The organism is Natronorubrum bangense (assembly GCF_004799645.1).
In the GTDB taxonomy this organism is placed as follows: domain Archaea; phylum Halobacteriota; class Halobacteria; order Halobacteriales; family Natrialbaceae; genus Natronorubrum; species Natronorubrum bangense.
Window position 1 is genome coordinate 250,641 of sequence record NZ_CP031306.1, and the last position, 23,231, is coordinate 273,871.

Consider the following 23,231-nt stretch of genomic DNA (forward strand, 5'->3'; position numbering starts at 1 on the left):
AGTCGTATAGAAGCTTCTGCTGGATCATATATAATGGGAGAAGACGAAAGTTTGTGTATCGCGCGCGAGCGGATCGGAGGAGTGTAGCACGGCAATCCGATACTCGGGCGCGTCAGGTATCCATTTTTGATACGAACACGTTCGCTTTCGGCCGTTTTTCGAGGCGAGATATATATTATCTTTGGTACGATCTCCGACAGACAGCGATAGAAAAAAGGGCTCTGGGCCGAAGTGAATGATGAACGACTGTGAACAATGGTTGGCTGGCACTGCGTGGAAACGAGACATCACGGTATAGGCAGACTGCGAGACAGTCGGCTAAATCGTTTCCAAATAGATAAGTGCACCCAGCAACCATCCACCGTCATATAAGCGGTCTTCAAAAGAGGTGAATACAATCTACAACGCACTTACGACCCCGATGCAGGTGTTGGGTGAGCGTGGCACGCGTGTCGACGTATTCGAGGGCATCTTCATGGTGTTTCTCGCACTCGGTACGCTCGTCGGCGTTGTCGTTGTCGCATACACATTGTACAACGCGTACAAATACCGCGATACCGACGAACGGAAAGACGACGAATCACTGCCAACACTCGGGGAGTTACCGACAGGTGGAAAGGGCGGCAAGAAACTATTCTTATCGTTCGGAATCAGCGCTATTATCGTCATTTCGCTGGTTGTCTGGACCTACGGGATGCTCCTGTACGTCGAGGACCCGGACGACGAGTTCGATCAAGATCCAGTCGAAATCGACGTCGAAGGCGACGGGTTCGCCTGGCACTTCGAATACGCAAATGGTGCTGAAGCGACTGGAACGATGAACGTTCCTGCAGATCAGCCGGTTGCAATCGAGGTGACGTCAGGCGACGTCTGGCACACCTTCGGGATCTCTGATTTACGCGTGAAAGCGGACGCGATCCCGGGTGAGTACGACGATACGTGGTTCATGGCTGAGGAAGCCGGTGCACAACACGAAATCGAGTGTTTCGAACTCTGCGGTGACTTCCACACCCAGATGACTGGGACCGTCAACGTCATGGAGCAAGATGAGTTCGAGACCTGGCTCGACGATCAGCTGACACTCGACGTCACGATCGAGACCGAAGACGGTGAAGCAATCACGAACGTCACCGACGAGGACTTCCAGCTCGAAATCGTCCACCAGGACAACGACGAGTACGATGCTGACCTCGAGTACACTCGTGATGCAAGCGACTTCGAGGACGGCTCGGTCACGATCGACGAGATCGAACAGGGCGGCGAATACGACCTGACGATCACGTTCGAAGACGACGACTTCGAAACGATCGAAGACACCGTCGGAATCACTGACCCAGCAAGCGAGACCTACACGGTTGGTGATGCCGACGAAGATACCGATGACGATGCAAACGGTACCGAGAACGAAGCTGACGACGACGAAACGGACGATGAAGACGACGACGGAGGTGAGAACTAATGAGTGATCTTCCGCCAATGACGTCTGTCAAGCGATGGCTTGTCACGACAAACCACAAAGACGTCGGGATCCTCTATCTGGCGACAGCATTGTTCTTCCTCCTGTTCGGTGGGATTCTCGCGCTCGTGTTCCGTGCCCACCTGTGGGAAGCCGGTGGAACCGGTCTGTTGACGGGTAACGAGTTCAACCAGGCCGTCTCGGCCCACGGGCTGTTGATGGTCTTCTGGTTCCTCTCACCGTTTGCAGCCGGCTTTGCAAACTACTTCGTCCCGCTTCAGATCGGGGCAGATGACCTTGCTTTCCCACGATTGAACGCCCTGAGTTACTGGTTCTACCTGTTCTCGGGACTCCTGATCGCCCTCTCGTTCTTCCAGGGTGGCTCGCTCTCCGGTGGCTGGACGATGTACGCCCCGCTGAACGTGCCAACGTACACGCCCGCACTCGAGGCGACGACAGGAAGTAACTCGACCGTGCTCGCGTTGACACTGTTCGTCATGTCGATTACGATCGGGACGGTGAACTTCCTTGTCACCATCCACCGATCTCGTGCGGAAGGCCTTGGCCTCTGGAACATGCCGATGTTCACGTGGTCGTGGCTGCTGACGGTCTGGATGATGCTGTTTGCCTTCGCAGCACTGCTGGCTGCGTTGCTGTTGTTGTCGATCGATCGCCTCTTCCTGACACAGTACTTCGCGACTGATCAGGGATCGGGGCTGCTCTGGGGCCACCTGTTCTGGTTCTTCGGACACCCCGAGGTGTACATCGTCTTCTTCCCCGCACTGGGGATCATGTTCGAGACGTTCCAGACGTTCACTGGTCGACGACTCGTTGGCCGCAAGTGGGTCATCATCTCTATGGTGTTGGTGGCCGTCCAGTCGTTCCTCGTCTGGATGCACCACATGTTCCTGACGACGATCAACCTCGAGATCAAGACGCTGTTCATGGCGACAACGATCGGGATCTCACTGCCCTTTGACCTGATGGTCTTCGCGCTGATCTACACGATGGTCAAGGGACGCGTTCGATTCACGACCCCGTTCCTGTTCAGCCTCGGCGCACTCGTCTTGTTCATCCTCGGCGGTATTACCGGGGTCTTCCTCGGTGCCGTCGTGCTTGACTACGAGTTCCGTGGCACCTACTGGGTCGTCGCTCACTTCCACTACGTGATGGTCTCGGGTGTGACTGCACTGATCGCCGGCCTCTACTACTGGTGGCCAAAGATCAGCGGCAAGATGTACTCCGAGCGCCTCGGAAAGCTCAACTTCGCAGTCTACTTCATCGGATTCAACATGCTGTACTTCCCGATGTTCCTCGCCTGGGAGACGCCACGCCGTGTCTTCCACTACACTGAGGGAGCGCAGCTCTACCATCAGATCGCGACCGTTGGGGCATTCATCCTCGGTGCGTCGTTCCTGATCATGTTCTACACGTTCGCAAAGAGCTGGGTGTCTGGTCCTGAAGCACCCGACAACCCATGGGAGTTCTCCCGTACAGCCGAGTGGGCGATTCCGTCGCCTCCACCGCTGGAGAACTGGTCTGACCGGCCAAGCTACGCAAGCGGCCGACTCGAGTTCGTTGACGACTCGAAAGCAGCCACTGACGGTGGTGTGGCAACCGCTCACGGTGAAGCCACAGCCACGACCTCCCACGAAGAAGAACACGCCGACCACGCCAGCATCTGGCCACTCGGTATCGGTCTGGGAATGTTCGTGTTCTTCCTCGGTCTCTCGGGACTTACACCGTACATGATCGAGTTTGCGGAAGGAACCGGAACGGCGCCAGATGCACTCGTTGGCACCAGCGCCGAAACGAACATCATCTACCCCCTCGTTACGGCACTCGGTGTCGCGATCCTCGGGTACACGCTGTTCAAGTTCGGTGTCGAGGAGTTCAACGCCCCCGAGATGCCGATCGCCGAACGATGGCCGTTCGGTGGCGTCGGCAACACGAAGTTCGGTGTCTGGGTGTTCCTGGCATCTGACGTCGTCGTCTTCGGCGCCGCGATCGGCGCGTTCGTCTTCATGCGCCTCCACATGGGCTGGGGTAACTGGGAGACGATTCCGTTCGCCTCTTGGCCCGGCCTGCTCAACACCTACGTGCTGTTGACCTCGAGTTTCACGGTCATCCTTGCACTTGTCTTCGCTGAGCGACAGAACAAGCGAGGACTGCTCGGTGCGATGGGTGCGACGCTCCTACTCGGACTGGTGTTCATGAGCGTCAAGGCCTACGAGTACACCTACAAGTTCTCGATTGGCGAGTACTGGTGGACCAGTCTCGAGCACTCCATCTACTTCGTCACGACCGGCTTGCACGCACTCCACGTGATCCTCGGGCTGCTCATCGCCGTGTTCATGATCTACCGGATCATCAGCATCGATGCCTACCTCGAGGACCACCGGCCAGTCGAGTTCTTCGGCCTCTACTGGCACTTCGTCGACATCGTGTGGGTCTTCCTGTTCCCACTGTTCTACCTGATGTAGCGGCCCCCGCTACGCAGGATTCGATTTTCGACTTTTTTAGGAGACTGGCGACGGAGAGCCGCTGGAAACGCTCGGTTCGCCAGGTAGCATGCCGTGCTAGGACAGTCACACAGAACGTTACTGCTCGAACACAGACTGTCCAGCACGACACGACCGTTTCTCGAGCCGACGTCGGAGCAACCGAAACGCTGGTTGCGACGAGACTGCGTTCCGTGCTACCGCTTTGTCTCGCGGGCAAGCGACCGCGCGAGAAGCAGTGTTGCGACGCTGATCGTCGTCACGACCAGTGCGGCTGTCCCGGCTACCAGCCTGCTAAACGGTGGTGTCTCTCGAGTCGCCGTCGTCTCCGTCGCTTCCGTCTCGGCCGTCTCACCGGTGACTGACGTGTCGATGTCGCTGTGGACCGCAACGATCGCATCTGTTGTGGCTTTCGCGTCGACAATTCCATACCCGTAGCGAGTATCCATCGTCGTGGTACGCTGTGGGGTGATGGCCCCATCTGGTTTCCAGGCTGTTTCGGATAGCGCTGTCGAAACGGCGTCGGGAGTGGCATCGGGTTCGACCGACAGCAACAGCGCGACCGTTCCAGAGACGTGCGGTGTCGCCATCGATGTTCCCGGCAGTGCTTGGTAGCCACCACCCGGAACGGCGCTGGTAACTCCGACACCGTGGGCCACAGCGGTTGGGACGACGTACGATGTGGGCCACGTTTCCGGGGCCGTGTGCCACTCGGACCGATTGAGATGTTCGCCGCCGGAGAATGAGGCGACGGTCCCGTCTTCGTGGACGGCACCGACGCTGATCACATCGTACACGTTGGCAGGCGAGCTGGAACTGTCTACACCCTCGTTACCAACTGCTGCGACGACGACGGCACCACTTTCGATGGCGTGTGTGACTGGATCAACGAGTTGGCTGTACGTGCCGGTCATCCCCAGACTTAGATTGATGACGTCGGCGTCCTCCTCGAGTGCCCATTCCATACCAGCGATGAGTTGGGCGAACGATCCGCTCGTTTCGTTCAACACGAGGCCGTGGAGCAACTCCACGTCCGGTGCGACACCGATCTGGGTACCGCTTGCCCCGCCACCAGCGACAGTCCCGCTAACGTGCGTGCCATGGACCCCCGAGTCGTACGGTGTTGAGCCATCGACTCTGTCACCCGTCTCATCGAACGCCGCCCACCCGCCTGGATAGGTTGGATCCGATGAATCGGCAGTGTAGAGATCGATATCTGGATGGGTGGCGTCGATCCCAGTGTCGAGAACCGCGACTCGAACGCCGTCGCCACGTGTTTCGTACGCATCCCAGACGGCGGGTGCGTTCAGAAGTTCGATGCCAGCTGTCGACTGATGGGGCTCGGTGCCAATCGCAGCCGACGACGTTTCACCCGTCTGTATCGTTGTCTGAGGCTCTGGGATGGTCAGTTCGAAATTTCTGTGCACTGTTTCGACTGCTGTGACTGACTCGAGCGCCTCGAGTTCTATCCGGTCGGGATCAACCTCGAGCAACACGGCGTTCGTTAGCCAGAACTCCGTTTCGACACTGACCCCTGGCGTTGTAGCCGCGTACTCGAGTACCGGATCCTGTGTCTCGTTGGCATGATCAGTCAACAACTGCTCGGCGTCAGCATCACTCGCAGCTTCTGGAATCGTCACCTCCTCGAGTCGGACGACGATCTCGACCGTTTCTGACGCCGAACTGTTCAGTTCTTCGATGTTGAGCGGGCTGTCGGTCTGGGAATGCGCACTGGACACCGCAGTGCTCTCGGGTGCCGCGGCGAGGGCTGGTGCCGAAAGGATCGTGATGAGCAACAGACAGCTGAAAAAGAGCGTGAGAAGGTGATTGCAGACGTCGTTCGAGAACGGAAAGCGAGTCGCCACAGTACGTCTACTGAGTCGTCAGTCGATAAAGACATTCCGAGAACCATGAACGTCTGCCAGAGCGGATCAGCGAGCGGACAGTAACTCCACTAGACTCAAGCAGACGGTGATCTGTGGGGTGTCTGGCTCCGAACTGCCGGGCGCGGACGGGAACGGTGTCAGATAGGGACGTAGACGGGCTCCATCGAGGGAGTTACAAAGGGGTACAGACACAGTACCGTAACCAGAACTACGACAGCGACGAACGGATGCTGGATTCTAATCGCGTGTGAGCGTTCGAAGAGAGTCGAACCGAGATGACGTGTGTGGCCCAGACGGCGAGGAGCGATCCTGGCAGGATGCCCACCAGCTTCACGTAGCCAAACCACGACGTCAGAGCGTACTGGGTCGGGTTCTGAGGTGGGTTCAGGGCCTCCCACGCCGCCTCCCAGCGAGGCAACGGCCTCGAGTCGCCCATTGGAGCCCAACCAGTTCGTCGTGAAAGCGGCCGACGAGCGCACGATCGGTCACAAACGTCGACAGGAGTCTCGACATCCCCACCACACCAATCCCCCAGCATGAGAGAAAGCCGCGTCGGAATCGACACCTCACCACCATGTTCTGAGAGACCAACCGCGGCGTTGCTCGCAGTAACAACACTGACCGCGACAGTGAGTGAGAAGAGCATACCTACGCAGTACCTGTCCGGCGAACGAACATCGACCGTCTACTCATTGCTATCACGTTGGCCTCCGTTTGCATTTACGAATTGGTTTGTCCAGGACACGTATCGGCCGGTACCATCGATCGTATGAGGAAGGTATAAGTGGCCAACTTTCGAATAGTGTACCAATGGCTGACGTTCGCACATACACCCTCATATACGTCGTGCTGCTGGTGTTAGGGACCGCCAAGTTCGTCTTTTTCGAAATAGGAATTTCAGAACAGCTAGCGATCGGCGGGACTGTCGTCCTCGCAGTCATCAAGTCGCTCCTGATTGCTGGCTACTACCAGCACCTGCGGGAGGAGCCACGGGCGATCAGCTACATGATGATCGTTGCCGTGTTCATGGTGTTCCTGCTGACCGTCGCAGCTGGTTACTCTATCCAGTAACGTCGACCGACGAACGCTTCAGTTTTGCAGCAGATCCGATTAGAAGATCGCTAGCTGATTTCCGCACTCGAGGCAGCTCTGTCGTGATTCACTACGCTCGCCAGTGCGTATTCGCTGTCACGCGCCAGATCACTATCACTGTGTGACAGAACAACCCATCCAGCACGTCTATGCCGATCAGACGAACGTTATCGTAACCACTGACCGTCATGCGCACCCGATCGCATGACAGCTGTGCGATCGGTGTGCAAACCGTTTCAGTTGTTACGATAGCTGGTCCATCGTCGCGACCCAAACCGCGACCGTGTTCGCTGCTGTCGACAACTCCTTGCTGTGACTCCCAATCTCTATTTTCACTCCGTACACTGTTGGCAACGACTTGCTCGCTCGTTCACCGCTCTTTGAACGGCCTCGAGTCGACGCTACACGGGAGTGTGCCGACTGAACGGCTCGCCAGAAGAGTGTCTACATCCGCACGTCGAACTGGTTCGTTCAGCGAAGTCCGTGCGCGGCGATCTACTCTAGACACTCGTCTCGGCACGCAGCGACTAGAGCCACGGCTTCGACCAGGTTGCCAACAACAACACATTGTCTCTTGGTCTCCGTCAAATCAACGTGCGTGCGAGTAAGGAGCAAGTAGTGCACGCGCTACGATACCCGCCAGTTGCGGTTGGAGAGGCAGCGCTGTCGGTGCAAAATACAGAAACAACGCGCAGAGCGGTTCGAGCCGTTACTCGCGGCCGAACATCTCGCGCATCATCGGATGCATTTCCATCATCTGCTCCTCGGCGATCTCCTCGTACAGCTTGTACGTGATGGAGACTGCCAGCAGCAGGCCGGTTCCGGTAACGCCACCGATCGTGCCGAGCATGTTCGCCCAGACGGCGAGCAAGCCGACCAGCGCGCCACCGATGACAGTCACTTGCGGGATGTACCGCTCCATGACCTTCTCGATGACACCGACGTTCTGCCGGAAGCCGGGGATCTGCATCCCGGAGTTCTGGATCTGTCGGGCGGTGGCCTTGGGACCCATGTTGGTGGTTTCGACCCAGAAGATGGCGAAGATCGCACCACCGATGACCATGAACGTCAGGTCGATCGAGATGCGGATCAGCACCTGCCACGCTTCCTGGGTGACGGCACCCGTCCACCACATCCAGTCGTCAGGTGAGTAGATGGGCGCAAAGTAGTAGAAGAACCCACCAGTTGGCTGGCCGTCAGCATTGTAGGCTCCCAGCGCTGCGGGCATACCAGCCCACTGGCTGTTCAGAATCTGGCCCATGAACTGGATGTTCGCTTGCAGCGCACGGACGAGGATCATCGGCAGGACGCTCGCGTAGATGAGCTTCACCGGGAAGCGACCGCGAGCACCTTTGACGCGGGCGTGGCTGAGCGGGATCTCGACGCGGACCGACTCCGCGTAGACGACGATCCCGAAGATCAGCAGCGTTGTCAGTAAGGCGATGATATGCCCGTCCTGAAGCAACAGCGTGTACAGCCCGTCACCAGCAACAATCGAGCCGATCTCGACCTGCCCGGTGATGATCCGGTACCAGTCATAGAAGAACCCGCCGGCATCGGGCTGGATGAACCCAGTGACGAGTCGCTGGCTCACGCTGGCGATGATGAACAGGCCAATCCCGCTGCCGATCCCCCACTTGCTGACGACCTCGTCCATATACAGGATGAGGATTCCGCCAACGAAGATCTGGGCGAACATCAGCGTCTGGACCTGTGTGTGGCCGAACTCGAGGCCACCAAGCGTCAGTGACTGCTGAGCTGGCAGGAAGCCGCCGGCGAACACCATCGGGAGCGCAGTCAGCGCCGTCATGATGACGACAAGCAGCTTCTGCAGCCCTTGGTAGAGCACCTGGTCTCGTGGGTCGTCCGTGTCGAGACCGAGCAGGTTCGCACCGCCGAGCAGTTGCAAGACGATGCTCGCGGTGACGATCGGTCCGATACCGACCTGCATCAGCGATCCCTGCTCACCGGCGAGGATCGAACGGAACTCGCCGAAGATGTCGGTTGCACCTTCCGCACTTCCGAGCAGCGAGATGTTCGTCAGGAAGAAGTACAACACGAGGATGCCGGCAGTCCACGCCAGCTTCCGCTTGAAGGGGACGTGCCCCTCTGGACGGCGCACCGCGGGCATCCGCGTCAAGACCGGTTCAGCGGCTTCCTTCCATCCCATAGTTATTCCTCGTTCTGTTCGGATTCGGCTTCAGCGTCGTCGGACTCGGCCTCTTGGCCGCGTTCCGAGACAACTGCCGCTCCGCCGGCACTCTCGAGTTTCTCCACAGCAGCTGCGGAGAAGGCGTCAGCCGTCACCTCGAGTGTGTTGCGGACCTGGCCGGAGCCAAGGACCTTGACGATGTCGACCTCGTGGCCGTCTTCGACGATATCACGTGCGTCGAGTTTGTAGCCGTCGTCGGTTTCTTCGGCCTGGCCGTCAGCGGCGTAGAGAATTGCGTCCTCGTCGAGTTTCTGGACGTCGATCTCTGCGACATCTTTACGGATGCCCTGTGGCCGTTTGAAGCCGTGTTTCCCTTTCGGTTCGTAGTTGTGGAACTCGTGTTTGCTCCGCCCGGCACGGCCGCGACCACCGCGATGGCCCGCACCACGTCGATTCTTGTGGGTGCCGCCGCTGTGTGTGCGCGATCCGCGCTGGCGTCGTTTTTTGCTCGTCATGATTATCGCATCGAGTCTAGGAGGTCGTTAATCTCTCCCGTTGTATGCTTTCCGAGTTGGCCGCCTTCGACAGTCGGCTTCTTGATGCCGTCGTGGCCACCGCGTGGTGGGTGCAGTCGAAGCGTCGGCGACAGTCCTTCCTCACGAAGCGTCGTCTCCTCGGCAAGCAGTGCCTCGGCGAGTGCACCGAAGTCGTCGTACTCGGTGTTCTCGGCGAGCCACTCCTCGTCGACGTCCGACTGTTTGCCTTCGAGGGGCTCGGCACGCTTTGCGAGCACCGTCTCAAGGACGTCAGCATCGGGTTCGCCAACGGCGACGTAGTCGTTGACCTTCGTGATCATCCCCTGGTACGTGTCGGTCTCGGGGACAAGTGCGCAGTGGTTGACGCTGTGGATGTTGAGCATCTTCAGCGTGTCCTGCACGTCTTGCTTGCGGTTCACTTCACCACGAACCTGAACGATCGCTTTCATCACTCACTCACCTCGGCTTCTTCTCGGTCGGGACGACGCTGTGGATGGCGCGACTGCGAGGCGTTCTCGAGTGCGTTGAACGTCGCTTTCGCGAGATTGACCGTCGTTCGAGTGTTTCCGTGGCTCTTCGTCCAGACGTTTTCGATGCCGGCCAGCTCGAGGACGGCACGAACGGTGTCGCTTGCAGCCAGTCCGAGCCCTTCGGGGGCAGGGATGACTTCGACCTCGACGGAGCCGGCTTTGCCGGTGGTCCGACGGGTCAGCGAGTGGGGCCGGTCCGAGCGGTCTTCCCACGAGCCGGAGCCGCGTGGCACCTGGATGATGTTCAGCTTCGCGATACCGATCGCCTTCTGGATGGCAGACCCGACCTGGTCGTCTCGACCTTCCGCGTAGCCGACGTAGCCGTCACGGTTACCGACCGCGACAACACATCGGAACTTCACGCGTCGTCCGGAGTCCGTCATACGCTGGACCATGTTGATGTCCAGCACTTCGTCGTCAAGCCCCGGCAGGAGCTGGTCGACGATCTCGGGTTCCTTCAGCGGGAGTCCCGAGTTGAGGGCGGTCTCCATATCGTCGATCTCGCCCTCTTGGACCATCCGACCGAGACGGGTGACGGGTTCCCATCCACTGTCGTTGTAGTTGCTCATTCGAGAATCGCCTCTCGTACGTCGTCAAAGTGTTCTGGCAGATCTGCTGCGTCGAACTCACCGCTGTACAGTGGCTCGTCGAGCTGTTCGGCGTACTCGGCGATGTGTTCGCCGCGGGTACGCGACCAGTCTGCAAGCACGCTGTCGTTGTGCGGGATCTCAAGGCCTGCGTCGATTGCGCCTTCCTGCACCGCGAACACCTTGTTCCCGGGGGTTGCCGTGTTGAGGCCGATGTCGAGGACTGCTTCCTCGAGACCTGCCTCGACGGCTCGTTTGCCGGCCAGCAGGCCGGTCAGGTAGGCCGCAGAGATGTTTCCTGTGGGTGCTTCCCAGCCGTACGCTTCTAGATCGCTCGAGTGTGCGCTTGCGAGCGTCTCGTCTCCCTGAGGTCCGGGAGTAATCAGCTGCGCCGTAGTATGCTTGTTGCTCTTGCGAGCAACCAGGCGGGGCTTGCCCGATTTCAGCAGGCGCAACCTCTGGTGGTAGTCCGTCCGGACCTCACGGCGACGCCGCATCGGTACCTTATATCGTGGTCCTGTCGCCATTATTGGTCACCGTAGGTTTCGTCAATGTAATTCAACAGATACCGGACACTACGGAACTCCCCACCGCCAGCCTTCTTGTAAAGCTCGCGGTACTGCGTGGGCGTCAGCTCGCCCTTGTCGCGGAGTTCACGCAGCTTCCGTCGCTGTGCGCGAATCTTGTTCTGCCATTCTTCTTTCTTGTTCTGGCGAGCGCCTTTCTTGCCGCGGCGCTTGCCGGGGCCGTTCTGGTGGCCGTAAGCGCGTTTTGCGTTGCGCTCACGGGCACGGCCACGGGAGTTGCCCTTGGCGTCTTCGGCCTGAATGCGTCCCTCGTCGACGAGCTCACGGATCTCGTCGCGGGTAATCGCTTCGGCGATGTCCGCCTGGGCCTCGGGGTCGAGCCAGATGCGGTTCTGCCCGACGTCTAAGACGTCGGCAGCGAGTCGCTTCTGTGCGGAAAGATCAGTCATTGGATTCCACCTCGACTTCTTCGTAGGTTGGGTTCAGGACGCGAACGCCCTGTTCCTCGGCCTGTTCTTCGATCCGCTCGCGCTTGCGTGCGCCAACAGCGGATGCGATTCGAACGGCCTGATGGTCGCCGTCGACACCGTCGAGGTCGTCGGTGTTCTCGACGTAGACCTCGTCGAAGCCGCTTGGGTGTTTCCCTCGAACGGCTTCGGGCGTTCGGTAGCCGGCCGACACTTTCGGCCCCTTCCCTTTGACGCCACGGCGCTGTTTCGACAGCTGACCGCGTGGGCGGCGCCAGGATTCTGGGGTCCGCTTTTTCTTGTGGTAGTCCTGTCGGTTGAACTGTGGACTGCTGACGCTACGGCGGCGCTGGAGCAGTCGTTCTTCCTCCTCGGAAAGCTCGGGCGTCTTCTCGGTCAGCCCGCGGGGCTGGAGTTCCGTCTCGACGTCCTCGGCTGGCTCTTCTTCTGCTTCGCCTTCATCTTCGATCTCGGCTTCGGTCTCTTCGGTGACCTCGAGATCGCCGACGTCGGCTTTGATTCGGGCCGCAAGTGCGTTCCCGACGCCATCGGCTTCGGCCAGTTCGTCCTGGTCGGCCTCTTTGACGTCCTCGATGGACTCGAAGCCGGCTTCGCGCAGGGCATCTGCCTTGCTCTCGCCGACGCCGCTGATGTCCTCGAGCTCCTGTGGCTCGTCGTTTGCTTGGTCTTCGTCTGCCATCTATCAGGCACCTCCTTTCGCGGGTTTCTCGGTGATGTAGACCCCGTCCTGGAAGACACGGGTGTCTTTGCCGCTGACTCGGGTCAGCTGCTCGATGTCTGCCGCCGTCTGGCCGACGTCCTCTTTGTTCGGACCGGAGAGGACGAGGCGTTCGTTGTCGACGGAGACGTCCGTCTCACCGTGGATAGTCGTGCGTCGCGGTGCCTTCTCGCCGAGGAAGTTCTCGATGACGACCTCGTCGCCGTCCACGCGGACCTGCATTGGGAAGTGAGAGTAGAAGACTTCCATCTTGTACTCCCAGCCCTCGGTCACGCCGTGGAAGGCGTTCGTGATGTGGCTCTCGAAGGTGCCGACGGTCGCGTTCGTTTTCGCGTCCTCGGCGTCGCTTTCGATGACCACAGTGTCGTCTTCTGTCTCGACGGACACGTCAGGGTACCAGAGACGGCGCGAAACGCTGCCTTCCGGACCGTCGACGGTCACATCGAGATGGTCGGTCTCGACGGTTACGTTGTCAGGGATTTCCAGTTCGACTCGCATGGTTAGTAGACGTATGCGATAACCTGACCACCGATGCCCTCCTCACGCGCCTCGTAATGGCTCATGATACCGTTGCTCGTCGTGACGACGAGTGCACCGAAGCCTCGAGCGGGAAGATAGCGCTTCTCCCATTTCTCGAAGTCTTCTGCGCCAACGGCGTAGCGGGGCTTGACGGGGCCACACTGGTTGATCGCTCCTTTCAGTTCGACCTCAAACTGACCGGCTTTACCGTCGTCGACGTACTCGAAGCCGTCGATGTACCCGCGGTCGTAGAAGACCTCGAGTACGCTGCCGATCTCGTTGGAGGCGGGTGTTACCTCGTGGGTCAGATGCCCCACACTCTCGGCGTTGTCGAGTCCCGAGAGCGCGTTGCTGAGTGGATCGTTTCCAGTCATATTATCGATACTTCCTGAATCCCATGTCACGAGCAATCTCGCGGAAGCACTGCCGACAGAGGTTGATGTCGTACTTGCCGACAAGCCCCTGTTTGCGGCCACAGCGCTGGCAGGCCGCTTCCTGCCCCGTGCGCTTTGCGGCGTGCTCGCCCGTGCGCTCGCTTTCTACGTCTGTTTCAGTTTCACTCATCGTCTGCCTCCACGCTCACGTCGAAGTTCGCCTCGAGGTACGCAATTGCGTCCTCGGGGGTGAGTCGGTGGCTCGAAGGGATCGAACGGTTGGCCTTGTCGCGTTTTGCGACGCGGTAGCCTGGACGGACCAGGTTGACGGTGACGTCCATGCCGTAGATCCCGACGTTCGGGTCGTATTCCTGGCTGGGGAACTCGGTGTGCTCTGCAACACCGAAGCTGAAGTTGCCAGTATCGTCGAACTGCTTCGCGGAGAGTTCCGCAAGCGGCAGTGCCGTCTCGAGGAACTCAGCAGCCTCGTCGCCACGAAGGGTGACCTTCGCGCCGATCGGGTCGCCCTGACGAATGCCGAAATCGGGTTCGGTCTTTTTCGCCTGGGTACGGACGCTTTCTTGCTGCGTGACTTCCTCGAGAATGTCCTCGGCTTTGCCGAGTTCGCGGCCACCGCGGCCGACGCCCATGTGGACGACGACTTTCTCGACGCGGGGCTTTCGCATCTCGTGGAACTCGCCGACGTCAGCTTCGCTCATTCGTCATCACCCGTGAAGTTCTCGTCGATCACGACGACGTACTCCTGGATGGTCTCGAATCCGTCGTCGTCGGTAGAGACACCGACGGTGTTCGGACCGCTTCCTGGCGTGATGTCGATCGCGTCGATCTCGCCGATCTTGCCACCGTGGTTGCCACGGATGGCTGTGACGAGTGCGCCCTCTTCGAATGGGAAGTGAGCCACGATCGACTTGTCGTCGTTGTCGACAACGACGGAGTCGCTCGTGTTGTACTCGCTGCCGTCGTCGACGATGACGTTCGTGCCATCGTGCAGCGTCAGCTGCGTGTCCCCACCGGTGACCTGCTGTTTGCCTGCGATCTTGCCGAGGCGGCTTTCTGCAGCATCCTCGTCGATCTCAGTCAGCGCAAGTCGGCCGCCTTCGTCGGGGAAGACGCGGTAGTACTCCTCTCGGCCGGGGAACGCGATAATGTCGAACATGCCGATTGGGCGCTGTTCGTCATTGATCGGCTCGCCGTTGACGAGGATTGCATCCTCGGAGAGGGCGTATCGTGCTTCTTTCTTCGAGTCCACGTAGCCGAGTACGTCCCGCAGCAAGACGACGAGCGGAACGCCCTCTTTGCCGTGTGGGCCGGCACCGGCCTTGACCGTGAAGACGTTAGTCTTCCGCTCGACCGGCCAGGACTTCGGTACTGACAGTCGTTTCTGGTGGTTGCTCATTCGGTATCACCTTCGAGACGCGCCTCGCGACGCTCGTCTTCCAGGTCGAGTTCCGTGATACGGACGTTCGAGGGGGCAAGCGGTCGTGGCACTTCTTCGCCGTCTGCCGTCTCGACCGTCACGTCCTCGACGTGGATCGTCCCGTCCTCGAGGATCGCACGAAGGACCTCGCCTTCCGTTCCAGCGTGGTCACCGCGCATGACCTCGACGGTGTCGCCCGCGTTAACACGGGTGCGTCGGGTCTCGTACTCCTCGCGGAGGTCGTCGGACAGCGTCGCGTGGAGCTGCTTCCCTCGCTTGTGCAGCGGCGCATGCTCCGTCTGGTTTCGCTGTTTGTGTGGTTGCTTGCTCATTGTCTATACGATCATCGTTGCGGTACTTGCGATTGCTCCGAAGCGTTCTGCGACTTCGCGGGCGATCGGGCCCTTGATTTCCGTTCCGCGGGGCTCTTCGTTCTCGTCGATGATGACGGCCGCGTTGTCCTCGAACTTCAGTCGCGTCCCGTCTGGCCGGCGGATCGACTTCCGCTGGCGGACGATGACGGCCTCGAGGACCTGTCGGCGCATCTCGGGCGTACCCTTGGTGACCGAAACGGTCACTTTGTCACCGAGTCCCGCTTTTGGCTGGCGGTTCTTGGTGCCGTGGTAGCCCGCGACGCTGAGGACTTTGAGTTCGCGTGCGCCAGTGTTGTCGGCACACGTGACCAGCGACCCTTTCTTGAGTCCCTGGGTGACGTCGGCTTTCATTGCCTCCATCACTCATCACCCTCGTTGCTGCCGCCGAGGTCGTCGGCCGAAAGCTGTGGGTCCGGCTCGCTTTCGCCGGTCAGCTCGGCGACGTCGGCTGCAGTTGCTTCTTCAGTTATTTCGACGACCACGTGCGATTTCGTCTTCGACAGTGGTCGGGTCTCTGCGATCTTGACCGAGTCACCGACCGAGAGCGGCTCGAGCACGCCCGGTACGTGTGCCGGGATGCGCGAGCGTCGTTTCATGAGGCGGTCGTATTTTGGAACCGCCACATCGTACTCTCGCTCGACGACTACGGTCTTGTCCATGTCCGTCGAGACGACCTGCCCTTCGAGGATCTGTCCTCGAACGGGAAGCTCGCCGTAGAACGGACACGTCTTGTAGTCGTATTCCTCCGGGTTTTCGGGTTCCGGAGGGGTTTCAACGTCTAGTCCTATTGCCATGGTGAATCACCACTAGTTTCCGTGCGTCGGGCAGGGCGTGAGAGCAGTCGCGAGCCATCGACCGTAACGTAGGCCACATCCTCGCCGGCGCTGTCTGCGGCGTCCGATTGCTCGGTGCCCGCAGGTTGAGTGTCGGCCAGTTTGGACATGGTCCCCGACTCCTTTGGGAAGTCGGCGGCGTCATCTGTGATCGCGAACTCGAACGTCGAGCCCGACTTCGGCACCATCACGACCCGAGACTCGCCACCGTTCCGAATCTCGATGGAAAGGGTGTTGGTCGTCTCGATGACGACGCGGCCCTCGAGGCCCACTCGCGAATCGTCGTCACTCTCGACGACTCGCACGGGGAGCCCATTGAGTTCGTGTCGCGGCAGGGTCTCAGGTGTCAGTGCCATTGTTCGATTACTCTTCGTCGAGGTCGCCTTCCTCACGCTGGATCGTCTTGATCCGCGCGATGGTGGTACCTAGTTCGCCGATGCGGCCCGGATTCTCCGGTGCACCACCGGCTGCGAGAACGGACTTCTGGTTCAGCAGCTCCGTCTCGAGTTCTTCGAGCTCCTCTGCTCGTTCTGCAGGCGTCATGTCGCGGATCTCTTCGACGTGGAGAATCGCCATCAGGCGTCACCTCCCTCGTCGTCCTCGTCTTCCATCTCCGCGACGAGTTCTTCGGCTTCCGCTTCGACGTCTTCCTCGAGTTCATCGAGGTCGTCCTCGATTGGGGACTCGTCTGGGACGTCGACTTCCTCTTCGTCGTCGACTTCGGCTTCGATGACTTCCTCGACGACGTCTTCGTCGAGGTCATCCTCGGCGTCCGTCTCGACGGCCTCGTCGGCCGCAGCTTCGGCGCCGGCTGCCTCGGCCGCTTCGGGTTCGCCCTCGAGGAGTTCCTCGACACCCTCTGCCTCGTTGGCCTCGACGGCGTCAGGGACGACTTCCTCGGGGTCCATGTCTTCGTAGACGGCGAAGTCGTCGGGAAGCTTGGCACCTGGTGGGATGATCTTGACGTTGACCCCGATGGTACCGAGTTTCATCACTGCGACGCCCTGGCCGTGGTCGACGACCTCTTCGGCGGGTTCGCCGTTGTGCTTGATGTAGCCACGGTTGAACTTCTCGACGCGCGATCGTGCGCCCGTGACCTTTCCGGAGAGGACGATCTCGGCGCCAAGTGCGCCGGCTTCCATGATGCGGTCGATCGTCGTGTGACCGGCTTTCCGGAAGTACCAGCCACGCTCGAGTGCGTTGGCCAGTCGATCAGCGACGATCCGTGCGTTCAGGTCGGGTTCTTCGACCTCCTGCACGTCGATCTGTGGGTCCTCGAGGTTGAATTTCTCCTCGAGAGCCGTCGTGACCTTCCGGATGTTCTCGCCACCTTTGCCGATGACCATCCCGGGCTTTTCGGCCTTGAGGACGATCTGCGTACCCATCGGCGTCTTGGCGACGTCCATGCCACCGTAGCCTGCGCGGCCGAGCTCTTCCTGGAAGAACTCGTCGATCTGTGACCGCTGGAGGCCGTTTTCGATGAACTGGTGTTCGTCAGCCATTAGTTATCTTCCTCGTCGTCCTCAGTTTCTTCGACCACGATTTCGACGTCCACTTGCGGCGTGTTCCAGGCGGACGCACGTCCCATTGCGCGGGGCTTGCGGCCGACCGATTCGCCGACTTTGTGGGCGGCGACGTGGGCGATCTCCATCGATGCGCCGTCGAAGCCCTGGTGGTCCGCGTTGGACTCAACGTTCTCGAGCAAGTCGAGGAACGCTTCAGAGGCCTTCTCGGGGTATTTGCCGGCGTCCCAGCCCTCAATATCGGAGCGGTGACCCGCGCCGGTGTTGTGGGACTTGAATGGGACCGACTGCTTCTGGTCGATGACATCCTGGAGGTACGCCTGGGCGTTTTCGACGGTACGGCCCTTGAGTTCGCGGGCGACCTCTTTGCTGTGCTTGTGGCTCATGTGACGCTCTCGGAGCATCGCTTTCGCGGTTGTGTCCGGGTCTGCGTCGACTGAGTAGTTGATTCCCATACGGTGATCACTTCAGTGGGACGAACTTCGAGGATCGAGTCGCACCGATACCGGCCTGTCCGTGCTCGACGGACGTCCGGGTCAGTCGGAACTCGCCGAGATAGTGTCCGATCATCTCGGGTTCGACACGGACGCGCTCGAACGACTGGCCGTTGTAGACCTCGAAGGTCAGGCCGACGAACTCCGGCAGGATTGGCATATCCCGAAGGTGGGTTCGAATCGGCGCGTTCGCTGTCTCTTCCTCGTCTTTTTCGCGGGCCTTCTCGAGGAGCTTCTGCTTCTCGACGGAGAGACCGCGTTTGATACTTCGCCGCTTGCGAGCGGGTAGCTGTTCTGCAACTTCTTCGAGCTCCATCTCCTGCAGCTCGTCGAGCGTGTAGCCGCGGTAGGTGAACTCACCTTCACGGCCGGTTCGGTACTCCTGACTCATTTGTTGCCACCTCGACCGGTGCGTCGGGACGAGATGTCACCGACCTTCCGTCCTGGCGGGGCGTCCCGCGAGACGGACTTTGGTTTGCCGGGGTGCTGGCGGCCACCGCCACCGAATGGGTGGTCGACGGCGTTCATCGCGACACCACGGACGCGTGGATACTTCGTCCCGCGCGATTTCATCTTGTGATACTTGTTCCCTGCCTTGACGAACGGCTTCTCCGTTCGGCCACCACCAGCGACGACGCCGATGGTTGCACGGCACTGCGGATCGAGGCGCTTGACCTCGCCACTTGGGAGCTGGATGACCGCTGCGTTGCGGTCGTGGGTGATCAGGTCTGCGTTGACACCGGAGGCGCGAGCGAATCGACCGCCGTCGCCCTGGTTTGCCTCGACGTTACAGACCGGAACCCCTTCGGGGATCTCCGCGAGCGGGAGCGTGTTCCCGGGTTTGATCTCAGCCGAAACACCGACCTGGATCTCCTCGCCGACGGCGACACCCTCAGGAACGAGGATGAGTCGCTGATCGCCGTCTTCGAACTCGACAGCGGCGATCGGTGCGGACCGAGCCGGGTCGTGTTCGATGTCGACGACGGTTCCGCGAATGACGTCGTCGTCTTCTTCCTTCTTGTGGTCGAGTTTCGCCTTGTAGCGATGGGATGGGGCACGGAACGTCGATGTCCCGCGTCCGCGTCGTTGTCCTTGAATGCGTCGTCCCATTCTTAGAACACCCCGATCCGGGAGGCGACTTCCTGAGCGTCGTCGTCCTCGGACAGTTTGATTGTCGCTTTCTTCTTGCCTTTCATCGTTACCTGCGTGTTGACGTCAGCGACCGAGATGTCGAAGCGAGCTTCGACTTCGTCGCGAATCTCGGGTTTGGTGGCGTCGGGGTTGACGACGAACTGGAGCTTGTTCTCGTAGTCCATGTCGTTCATCGCCTTCTCCGTGACCAGTGGGTGTTCGATGATCGAACTCATCGGTCTGCCACCTCTTCGAGTGCGCTTTCGGTCCAGACAGTCAGTCGACCCGGCTGTGCGCCGGGTGCGAGTGCCTCTGCGTTGACCTCCGCAGCCGTCGTGACGTCGGCACCAGCGAGGTTCCGGGCCGCACGGGATGGGCCGGACTCACTCGAGGTGACAAAGAGGATCGACGTCGGCGTCTTGTACTTCCGGCCACGGGCTTTCCCCTGTCCGGATCGGACGCTTCGACCTTCGTCGGCACGTTCGATGTCGGCCTCGAGACCAGCGGCCTCGAGGAACGAGACGACTTCCTTCGTCTTCTGAAGGTCCTCGAACTCGTCGTCGACGACGACCGGGATCTCGGCGTCCTCGTCGAACTCGTGACCACGGTCGGCGACGATTTCGGCGTCCGTCGTTGCCGCGATGGCGCTGCGGACGGCCAACTTCTTTTCTTTCGTGTTGATCGATTCGGACTGGTCTTTTTCGGCCTTTGGTGGGTGGGCCTTTCGTCCTTTGATAGCCTGAGGAACGCGTCGTGCGCGTCCATCCTGGCGTGGGACGTGGGCCATACCGCGGCCGCTACCGAACGATTCAGCCGGCGTGCGCTTGCCAGCGAACTCGTCGGCACCGTAGTCCTGCTTCCGGTTTGCCTGGGCGACACGAACGGCGCGGGCGATCAGGTCCGGGCGGTATGTGGTCTCGAAGACCGCCGGGAGCTCGACAGAGCCCGTTTCGTCGCCGTTCAGGTCGCGTACTGTTGCTTCCATGTGTTATCCCTGGTTGGATGCGGTGGAGACGTAGCGCACCTCGGGATCGAGGCGCGGCTGGTCTCCGGGTCGGATCGCCGGGCGGAAGCGTACGAGACGCTTGTTTGGCCCGGGGAGCGAGCCCTTGATCAGCGCGTGCGGTCCATCGACTTCGCCGTAGTTGACGAAGCCACCGTCGACCGTCGCGTCTGCGCCGTCGCCGATGTCGACGAGGCGCTTGTTCAGTTCCGTCCGCTGGTGGTAGCCCGTCTGTCCCTGCTGTGGGACCGTCGAGCGGACGCGGGATGGGTTCCAGGGGCCGAGGTTGCCGATGCGGCGACGCCAGCCCTGCCGGGCGTGTTTGCCCTTGCGTTTCTGGACGCCCCATCGCTTGACGGGACCCTGCGTCCCTTTCCCTTTCGTGACGCCGCTTGCGTCGACGTACTCGCCGGCACGGAACATGTCGTTCATGACGTGTTCGCCACCGTCCTCGACGGTCTCGAGGGCGAAGTCGACGCGCTCTTCGATAGAGCCGCCGCCGACGCGCGTTTCCATCACGTCCGGTTTCTTCTTCGGCATCGAGGGAACCTCCCCCGGTACCGTGTGGGTGATGACGCGAACGTCGTCGATGCGTCCCTCTTCGAGGTAGCCACGGAGTTCGTCCGTCGCGGCATCGACGTCGTAATCGTCACCGGGAAGGTCCAGCACGCGATCGAGTTCGGGAACGAACTCGTCGGTCCAGACCTCAGTCAGTGGCTTCATACCATACGGGGTGTCTTCGTACACTCGCAGAGCAACGGCGCGCATTGGCGGCGTCTCCACGATCGTCACGGGAACGGTCTCTTCCATTCCCTCGGTCGGCGAGTTCGCTTTGTCGTCGACCATAACGACGTGGGTCATACCGGCCTTGTAGCCCGCGAAACCCTGGAGCGTCGGCTGTCCGTCGTCGTCCGGCCACGAGTTAAAGCGTGGGACCTCGCTGGTCGCCCGCTGTCGTGGGCCGAACCCGAGTGAGCCTTTGCGTGGTGCGTTTGGTTGTGGCATTCTATCACTCTTGCAGTGAGAGGGGAGCGAGGGTGGCGAACAGAGCCTCTTCCGTTCGCACAACCTCGCTGCCCTGATTCGGAACCGTATTTAGCCAGAGGTCGAACCCTGGATCGGCTGTGGGTTCGACTCCGTCATCGGCTGTGTCGTCCCCAGTGGACGATTCGGCCGCGTCGCCTTGTCCCGACGACGCGTTGACAGCTGATGCCTCGATTCCGAGGATATCCGGCAGCCCTCTCTCGGGCGCACCGAACGCGACAGTCAGCCCGTCACGATCGATGCGTCCGGCCAGCGTCCCAAGCCGCCCGACGGTGAGCTCTTCACCGAATCGGGAAGCGGCGATGCAGACGCCAGCGTCCTCACGGCCGAGTGCTGCGGAAAGGTCCGTCCGCTCGACTGACAGCCCCGGGAGGGGTTTGTCCTCGAGTTTCGCTCGGACCGGTCGTCGCGAAGAGATCCTGACGGTCACGCGCTCCCCCTCGTCGACCTCCATTTTCGGAGGAACGTTGAGGGAGATCGGGTGTTGCAAGCCGCAATTGACCCGGACGCGCCCTTCAGGTCCGACCTCGGTCACGATTCCTTGTCTTGACGACCCCGAACCGGTAGATTCGGAGCCGGTCTGTGACATGGCGCGGAGCGGCGGCAAGATGCCCGCATACTCCAGTTCGTCCCGCATTCCCCATGCCTCGTTTCGAAGGTATGGTGGCGTTGCGGCGTACCGCAAGACGGTGCTTACGAACCCGCCGTCGAATCTGCCTGTTTCGCCTTCCCGATCCGGGTAGACGACCAGGCGATCAGCCCGAAAGATCGTCGCCGCGCGGGCGACGTATCCGAGTTTGCGAGTTGCCTCGCGTTTGTCCTCGGCTTCACGGGTGAGCGACGACGGGACGAGTATGCTGACGGTCATGCCGAGACGCTTCGGCGCCGCGTCACTAGACTGTAGCGATGTGTTGCCGATACCATCGTAAAAGGATAGCGGATTCGATTGCGGCTGTGAACGCCTCACACGTGGGAAATCAGGACATACAGGGAGTCTCAAATGACGAGCCGACGGTGTGACTGGAAACCCGTGTATATCTTTTCTACGCGTGTGCACACGAATCGGTGAAAGCTATGTCGAAGCCACATGGTACGTCGTGAACACCCATACTGCTCCCGGTTCGCAACCCTTATACATCCCTGCCGGTGTAAGTGTAAGTGCGCAACAGGGCGCTGGTAGTGTAGTGGTATCACGTGACCTTGCCATGGTCACAACCTGGGTTCAAATCCCAGCCAGCGCATTTTCACTGTCAACTGTAACGACGAGCGTAGCGAGCCGTCTGTTCAGTGAAAACCGTTCTCGGATTTGAAGCATACTGAGGTTCTGCGAGCGTAGCGAGCAGGTTCTCAGGAGCGGTTCAAATCCCAGCCAGCGCATTTCTCTGAACTCAATTCCACGAGCGACTGCGAGGCGTGTCGTGAGTATGCGATGGATTCTGGAATGCGAATCTGGATTTGAAGCAGACTTCGGTTCTGTGAGGAACACGAGTCGATTCTCAGGATCGGCCCAAATCCTAGAGTAACAACTGAAACGATGTCCACACGGATCGCATAGCTCACGGGTCACGTCGTTCCCCGCTCACCAGATTGCGGTTCTCGCTCCGGTGATCGCGTCGAACCGCGCTCCAACCAGGCGATCTGGCGTGCAGTGACGTGCAGTGGCTACGATAGCCAGCGCGCTTCGATAGCAGACGATGCCGACGAGCTGTACCGGCAGTTGTACGAACAGGTCGAAACGGAGGTTGTGGTTGCTCGAGTTCTAATCGAGAGACTGATTGCAACGTGGCACAGAGCGGGCGGTTTTCGTTTCGACATTTATAAATAGACGTAGCAACTCCATCCGAATGCACTCGAGACCGAGTGAGTACGCGCTGGTAGTGTAGTGGTATCACGTGACCTTGCCATGGTCACAACCTGGGTTCAAATCCCAGCCAGCGCATTTTCATTGAACTGTAACGACGAGCGTAGCGAGTCATCTGTTCAGTGCAAATCGTTCTCGAATTTGAAGCAGACTTCGGTCCTGCG

General features: G+C 60.1%; 30 protein-coding genes and 2 tRNA genes. 5 read left to right on the top strand and 27 right to left on the bottom strand.

Going from position 1 to position 23,231, the window contains the following annotated elements; genetic code table 11:
• The first annotated feature begins 421 nt into the window (after positions 1 to 421).
• Positions 422 to 1,459, top strand: coding sequence for a cytochrome c oxidase subunit II (coxB, locus tag DV706_RS16605; RefSeq protein ID WP_006067781.1), 1,038 nt, complete (start codon positions 422 to 424; stop codon positions 1,457 to 1,459).
• Positions 1,459 to 3,939 carry a cbb3-type cytochrome c oxidase subunit I gene (locus tag DV706_RS16610; protein WP_006067780.1) on the top strand — a complete coding sequence of 827 codons (2,481 nt, stop codon included), beginning with the start codon at positions 1,459 to 1,461 and terminating at the stop codon, positions 3,937 to 3,939. The genes coxB and DV706_RS16610 overlap by 1 nt, the downstream gene beginning before the upstream one ends.
• A 215-nt stretch (positions 3,940 to 4,154) precedes the next feature.
• On the opposite strand, the gene DV706_RS16615 is transcribed toward DV706_RS16610, so the two are convergent.
• Positions 4,155 to 5,822: a S8 family serine peptidase gene (locus DV706_RS16615; RefSeq protein ID WP_006067779.1), complete on the bottom strand. Its 1,668-nt coding sequence runs from the start codon at positions 5,820 to 5,822 to the stop codon at positions 4,155 to 4,157.
• Positions 5,823 to 6,051: 229 nt separating this feature from the next.
• Positions 6,052 to 6,279: a hypothetical protein gene (locus DV706_RS16620; protein WP_049889994.1), complete on the bottom strand. Its 228-nt coding sequence runs from the start codon at positions 6,277 to 6,279 to the stop codon at positions 6,052 to 6,054.
• A gap of 374 nt (positions 6,280 to 6,653) precedes the next feature.
• On the opposite strand from DV706_RS16620, the gene DV706_RS16625 reads away from it, so the two are divergent.
• Positions 6,654 to 6,914 carry a cytochrome C oxidase subunit IV family protein gene (locus DV706_RS16625; protein WP_006067778.1) on the top strand — a complete coding sequence of 87 codons (261 nt, stop codon included), beginning with the start codon at positions 6,654 to 6,656 and terminating at the stop codon, positions 6,912 to 6,914.
• A gap of 730 nt (positions 6,915 to 7,644) precedes the next feature.
• Here the strand turns inward: DV706_RS16625 and secY are convergent.
• Genes secY through DV706_RS16750 form a run of 25 tightly spaced genes read right to left on the bottom strand, consistent with a single transcriptional unit; the run spans position 7,645 to position 22,074 of the window.
• Positions 7,645 to 9,105, bottom strand: coding sequence for a preprotein translocase subunit SecY (secY, locus tag DV706_RS16630; protein WP_136350754.1), 1,461 nt, complete (start codon positions 9,103 to 9,105; stop codon positions 7,645 to 7,647).
• Between the two features lie 2 nt (positions 9,106 to 9,107).
• The gene (locus DV706_RS16635; protein WP_006067775.1) at positions 9,108 to 9,602 is read right to left on the bottom strand and encodes an uL15m family ribosomal protein; all 495 of its coding nucleotides are present in this window, start codon (positions 9,600 to 9,602) and stop codon (positions 9,108 to 9,110) included.
• Positions 9,603 to 9,604: 2 nt separating this feature from the next.
• Positions 9,605 to 10,072: a 50S ribosomal protein L30 gene (locus DV706_RS16640; protein WP_006067774.1), complete on the bottom strand. Its 468-nt coding sequence runs from the start codon at positions 10,070 to 10,072 to the stop codon at positions 9,605 to 9,607.
• A complete protein-coding gene (locus DV706_RS16645) occupies positions 10,072 to 10,722 on the bottom strand; it encodes a 30S ribosomal protein S5 (protein WP_006067773.1) in 651 nt (216 codons plus the stop codon). The genes DV706_RS16640 and DV706_RS16645 overlap by 1 nt, the downstream gene beginning before the upstream one ends.
• Positions 10,719 to 11,267, bottom strand: coding sequence for a 50S ribosomal protein L18 (locus DV706_RS16650; RefSeq protein ID WP_006067772.1), 549 nt, complete (start codon positions 11,265 to 11,267; stop codon positions 10,719 to 10,721). The genes DV706_RS16645 and DV706_RS16650 overlap by 4 nt, the downstream gene beginning before the upstream one ends.
• The gene (locus DV706_RS16655; RefSeq protein WP_006067771.1) at positions 11,267 to 11,716 is read right to left on the bottom strand and encodes a 50S ribosomal protein L19e; all 450 of its coding nucleotides are present in this window, start codon (positions 11,714 to 11,716) and stop codon (positions 11,267 to 11,269) included. The genes DV706_RS16650 and DV706_RS16655 overlap by 1 nt, the downstream gene beginning before the upstream one ends.
• Positions 11,709 to 12,434 (bottom strand): 50S ribosomal protein L32e, encoded by a 726-nt coding sequence (locus DV706_RS16660; RefSeq protein ID WP_006067770.1) that lies wholly within the window; start codon positions 12,432 to 12,434, stop codon positions 11,709 to 11,711. The genes DV706_RS16655 and DV706_RS16660 overlap by 8 nt, the downstream gene beginning before the upstream one ends.
• Positions 12,435 to 12,437: 3 nt before the next feature.
• Positions 12,438 to 12,971 carry a 50S ribosomal protein L6 gene (locus tag DV706_RS16665; protein WP_006067769.1) on the bottom strand — a complete coding sequence of 178 codons (534 nt, stop codon included), beginning with the start codon at positions 12,969 to 12,971 and terminating at the stop codon, positions 12,438 to 12,440.
• Positions 12,972 to 12,973: 2 nt separating this feature from the next.
• The gene (locus tag DV706_RS16670; protein ID WP_006067768.1) at positions 12,974 to 13,366 is read right to left on the bottom strand and encodes a 30S ribosomal protein S8; all 393 of its coding nucleotides are present in this window, start codon (positions 13,364 to 13,366) and stop codon (positions 12,974 to 12,976) included.
• Position 13,367: 1 nt separating this feature from the next.
• Positions 13,368 to 13,556 (bottom strand): 30S ribosomal protein S14, encoded by a 189-nt coding sequence (locus tag DV706_RS16675; RefSeq protein WP_006067767.1) that lies wholly within the window; start codon positions 13,554 to 13,556, stop codon positions 13,368 to 13,370.
• Positions 13,549 to 14,085 carry a 50S ribosomal protein L5 gene (locus tag DV706_RS16680; RefSeq protein ID WP_006067766.1) on the bottom strand — a complete coding sequence of 179 codons (537 nt, stop codon included), beginning with the start codon at positions 14,083 to 14,085 and terminating at the stop codon, positions 13,549 to 13,551. The genes DV706_RS16675 and DV706_RS16680 overlap by 8 nt, the downstream gene beginning before the upstream one ends.
• Positions 14,082 to 14,783: a 30S ribosomal protein S4e gene (locus DV706_RS16685; RefSeq protein ID WP_006067765.1), complete on the bottom strand. Its 702-nt coding sequence runs from the start codon at positions 14,781 to 14,783 to the stop codon at positions 14,082 to 14,084. Before DV706_RS16685 ends, DV706_RS16680 begins: the two co-directional genes overlap by 4 nt.
• The gene (gene rplX / locus DV706_RS16690) at positions 14,780 to 15,136 is read right to left on the bottom strand and encodes a 50S ribosomal protein L24 (RefSeq protein WP_006067764.1); all 357 of its coding nucleotides are present in this window, start codon (positions 15,134 to 15,136) and stop codon (positions 14,780 to 14,782) included. Before rplX ends, DV706_RS16685 begins: the two co-directional genes overlap by 4 nt.
• Positions 15,137 to 15,139: 3 nt before the next feature.
• Complete coding sequence (locus tag DV706_RS16695) at positions 15,140 to 15,538, bottom strand: 50S ribosomal protein L14 (RefSeq protein ID WP_006067763.1); 399 nt, start codon at positions 15,536 to 15,538, stop codon at positions 15,140 to 15,142.
• Positions 15,538 to 15,972 (bottom strand): 30S ribosomal protein S17, encoded by a 435-nt coding sequence (locus DV706_RS16700; RefSeq protein WP_006067762.1) that lies wholly within the window; start codon positions 15,970 to 15,972, stop codon positions 15,538 to 15,540. Before DV706_RS16700 ends, DV706_RS16695 begins: the two co-directional genes overlap by 1 nt.
• Positions 15,963 to 16,367, bottom strand: a complete 405-nt coding sequence (locus tag DV706_RS16705; RefSeq protein ID WP_006067761.1) for a ribonuclease P protein component 1 — start codon at positions 16,365 to 16,367, stop codon at positions 15,963 to 15,965. Before DV706_RS16705 ends, DV706_RS16700 begins: the two co-directional genes overlap by 10 nt.
• Positions 16,368 to 16,374: 7 nt before the next feature.
• A complete protein-coding gene (rpmC, locus tag DV706_RS16710) occupies positions 16,375 to 16,587 on the bottom strand; it encodes a 50S ribosomal protein L29 (RefSeq protein ID WP_006067760.1) in 213 nt (70 codons plus the stop codon).
• A complete protein-coding gene (locus tag DV706_RS16715) occupies positions 16,587 to 17,513 on the bottom strand; it encodes a 30S ribosomal protein S3 (RefSeq protein WP_006067759.1) in 927 nt (308 codons plus the stop codon). Before DV706_RS16715 ends, rpmC begins: the two co-directional genes overlap by 1 nt.
• Complete coding sequence (locus tag DV706_RS16720) at positions 17,513 to 17,989, bottom strand: 50S ribosomal protein L22 (protein ID WP_006067758.1); 477 nt, start codon at positions 17,987 to 17,989, stop codon at positions 17,513 to 17,515. Before DV706_RS16720 ends, DV706_RS16715 begins: the two co-directional genes overlap by 1 nt.
• Positions 17,990 to 17,996: 7 nt before the next feature.
• On the bottom strand, positions 17,997 to 18,419 hold the full coding sequence (locus tag DV706_RS16725; protein ID WP_006067757.1) for a 30S ribosomal protein S19: 423 nt from the start codon (positions 18,417 to 18,419) through the stop codon (positions 17,997 to 17,999).
• Positions 18,416 to 19,138, bottom strand: a complete 723-nt coding sequence (locus DV706_RS16730; RefSeq protein WP_006067756.1) for a 50S ribosomal protein L2 — start codon at positions 19,136 to 19,138, stop codon at positions 18,416 to 18,418. Before DV706_RS16730 ends, DV706_RS16725 begins: the two co-directional genes overlap by 4 nt.
• A 2-nt stretch (positions 19,139 to 19,140) precedes the next feature.
• Positions 19,141 to 19,395: a 50S ribosomal protein L23 gene (locus DV706_RS16735; RefSeq protein ID WP_006067755.1), complete on the bottom strand. Its 255-nt coding sequence runs from the start codon at positions 19,393 to 19,395 to the stop codon at positions 19,141 to 19,143.
• Positions 19,392 to 20,144: a 50S ribosomal protein L4 gene (gene rpl4p, locus DV706_RS16740; protein WP_006067754.1), complete on the bottom strand. Its 753-nt coding sequence runs from the start codon at positions 20,142 to 20,144 to the stop codon at positions 19,392 to 19,394. Before rpl4p ends, DV706_RS16735 begins: the two co-directional genes overlap by 4 nt.
• A gap of 3 nt (positions 20,145 to 20,147) precedes the next feature.
• Positions 20,148 to 21,167, bottom strand: coding sequence for a 50S ribosomal protein L3 (locus DV706_RS16745; RefSeq protein WP_006067753.1), 1,020 nt, complete (start codon positions 21,165 to 21,167; stop codon positions 20,148 to 20,150).
• 4 nt (positions 21,168 to 21,171) lie between these two features.
• Positions 21,172 to 22,074 carry a putative RNA uridine N3 methyltransferase gene (locus DV706_RS16750; protein ID WP_006067752.1) on the bottom strand — a complete coding sequence of 301 codons (903 nt, stop codon included), beginning with the start codon at positions 22,072 to 22,074 and terminating at the stop codon, positions 21,172 to 21,174.
• Between the two features lie 302 nt (positions 22,075 to 22,376).
• On the opposite strand from DV706_RS16750, the gene DV706_RS16755 reads away from it, so the two are divergent.
• Positions 22,377 to 22,447, top strand: a tRNA-Gly gene (locus DV706_RS16755).
• Between the two features lie 627 nt (positions 22,448 to 23,074).
• A tRNA-Gly gene (locus tag DV706_RS16760) sits at positions 23,075 to 23,145 on the top strand.
• The last annotated feature ends 86 nt before the right edge of the window (positions 23,146 to 23,231 follow it).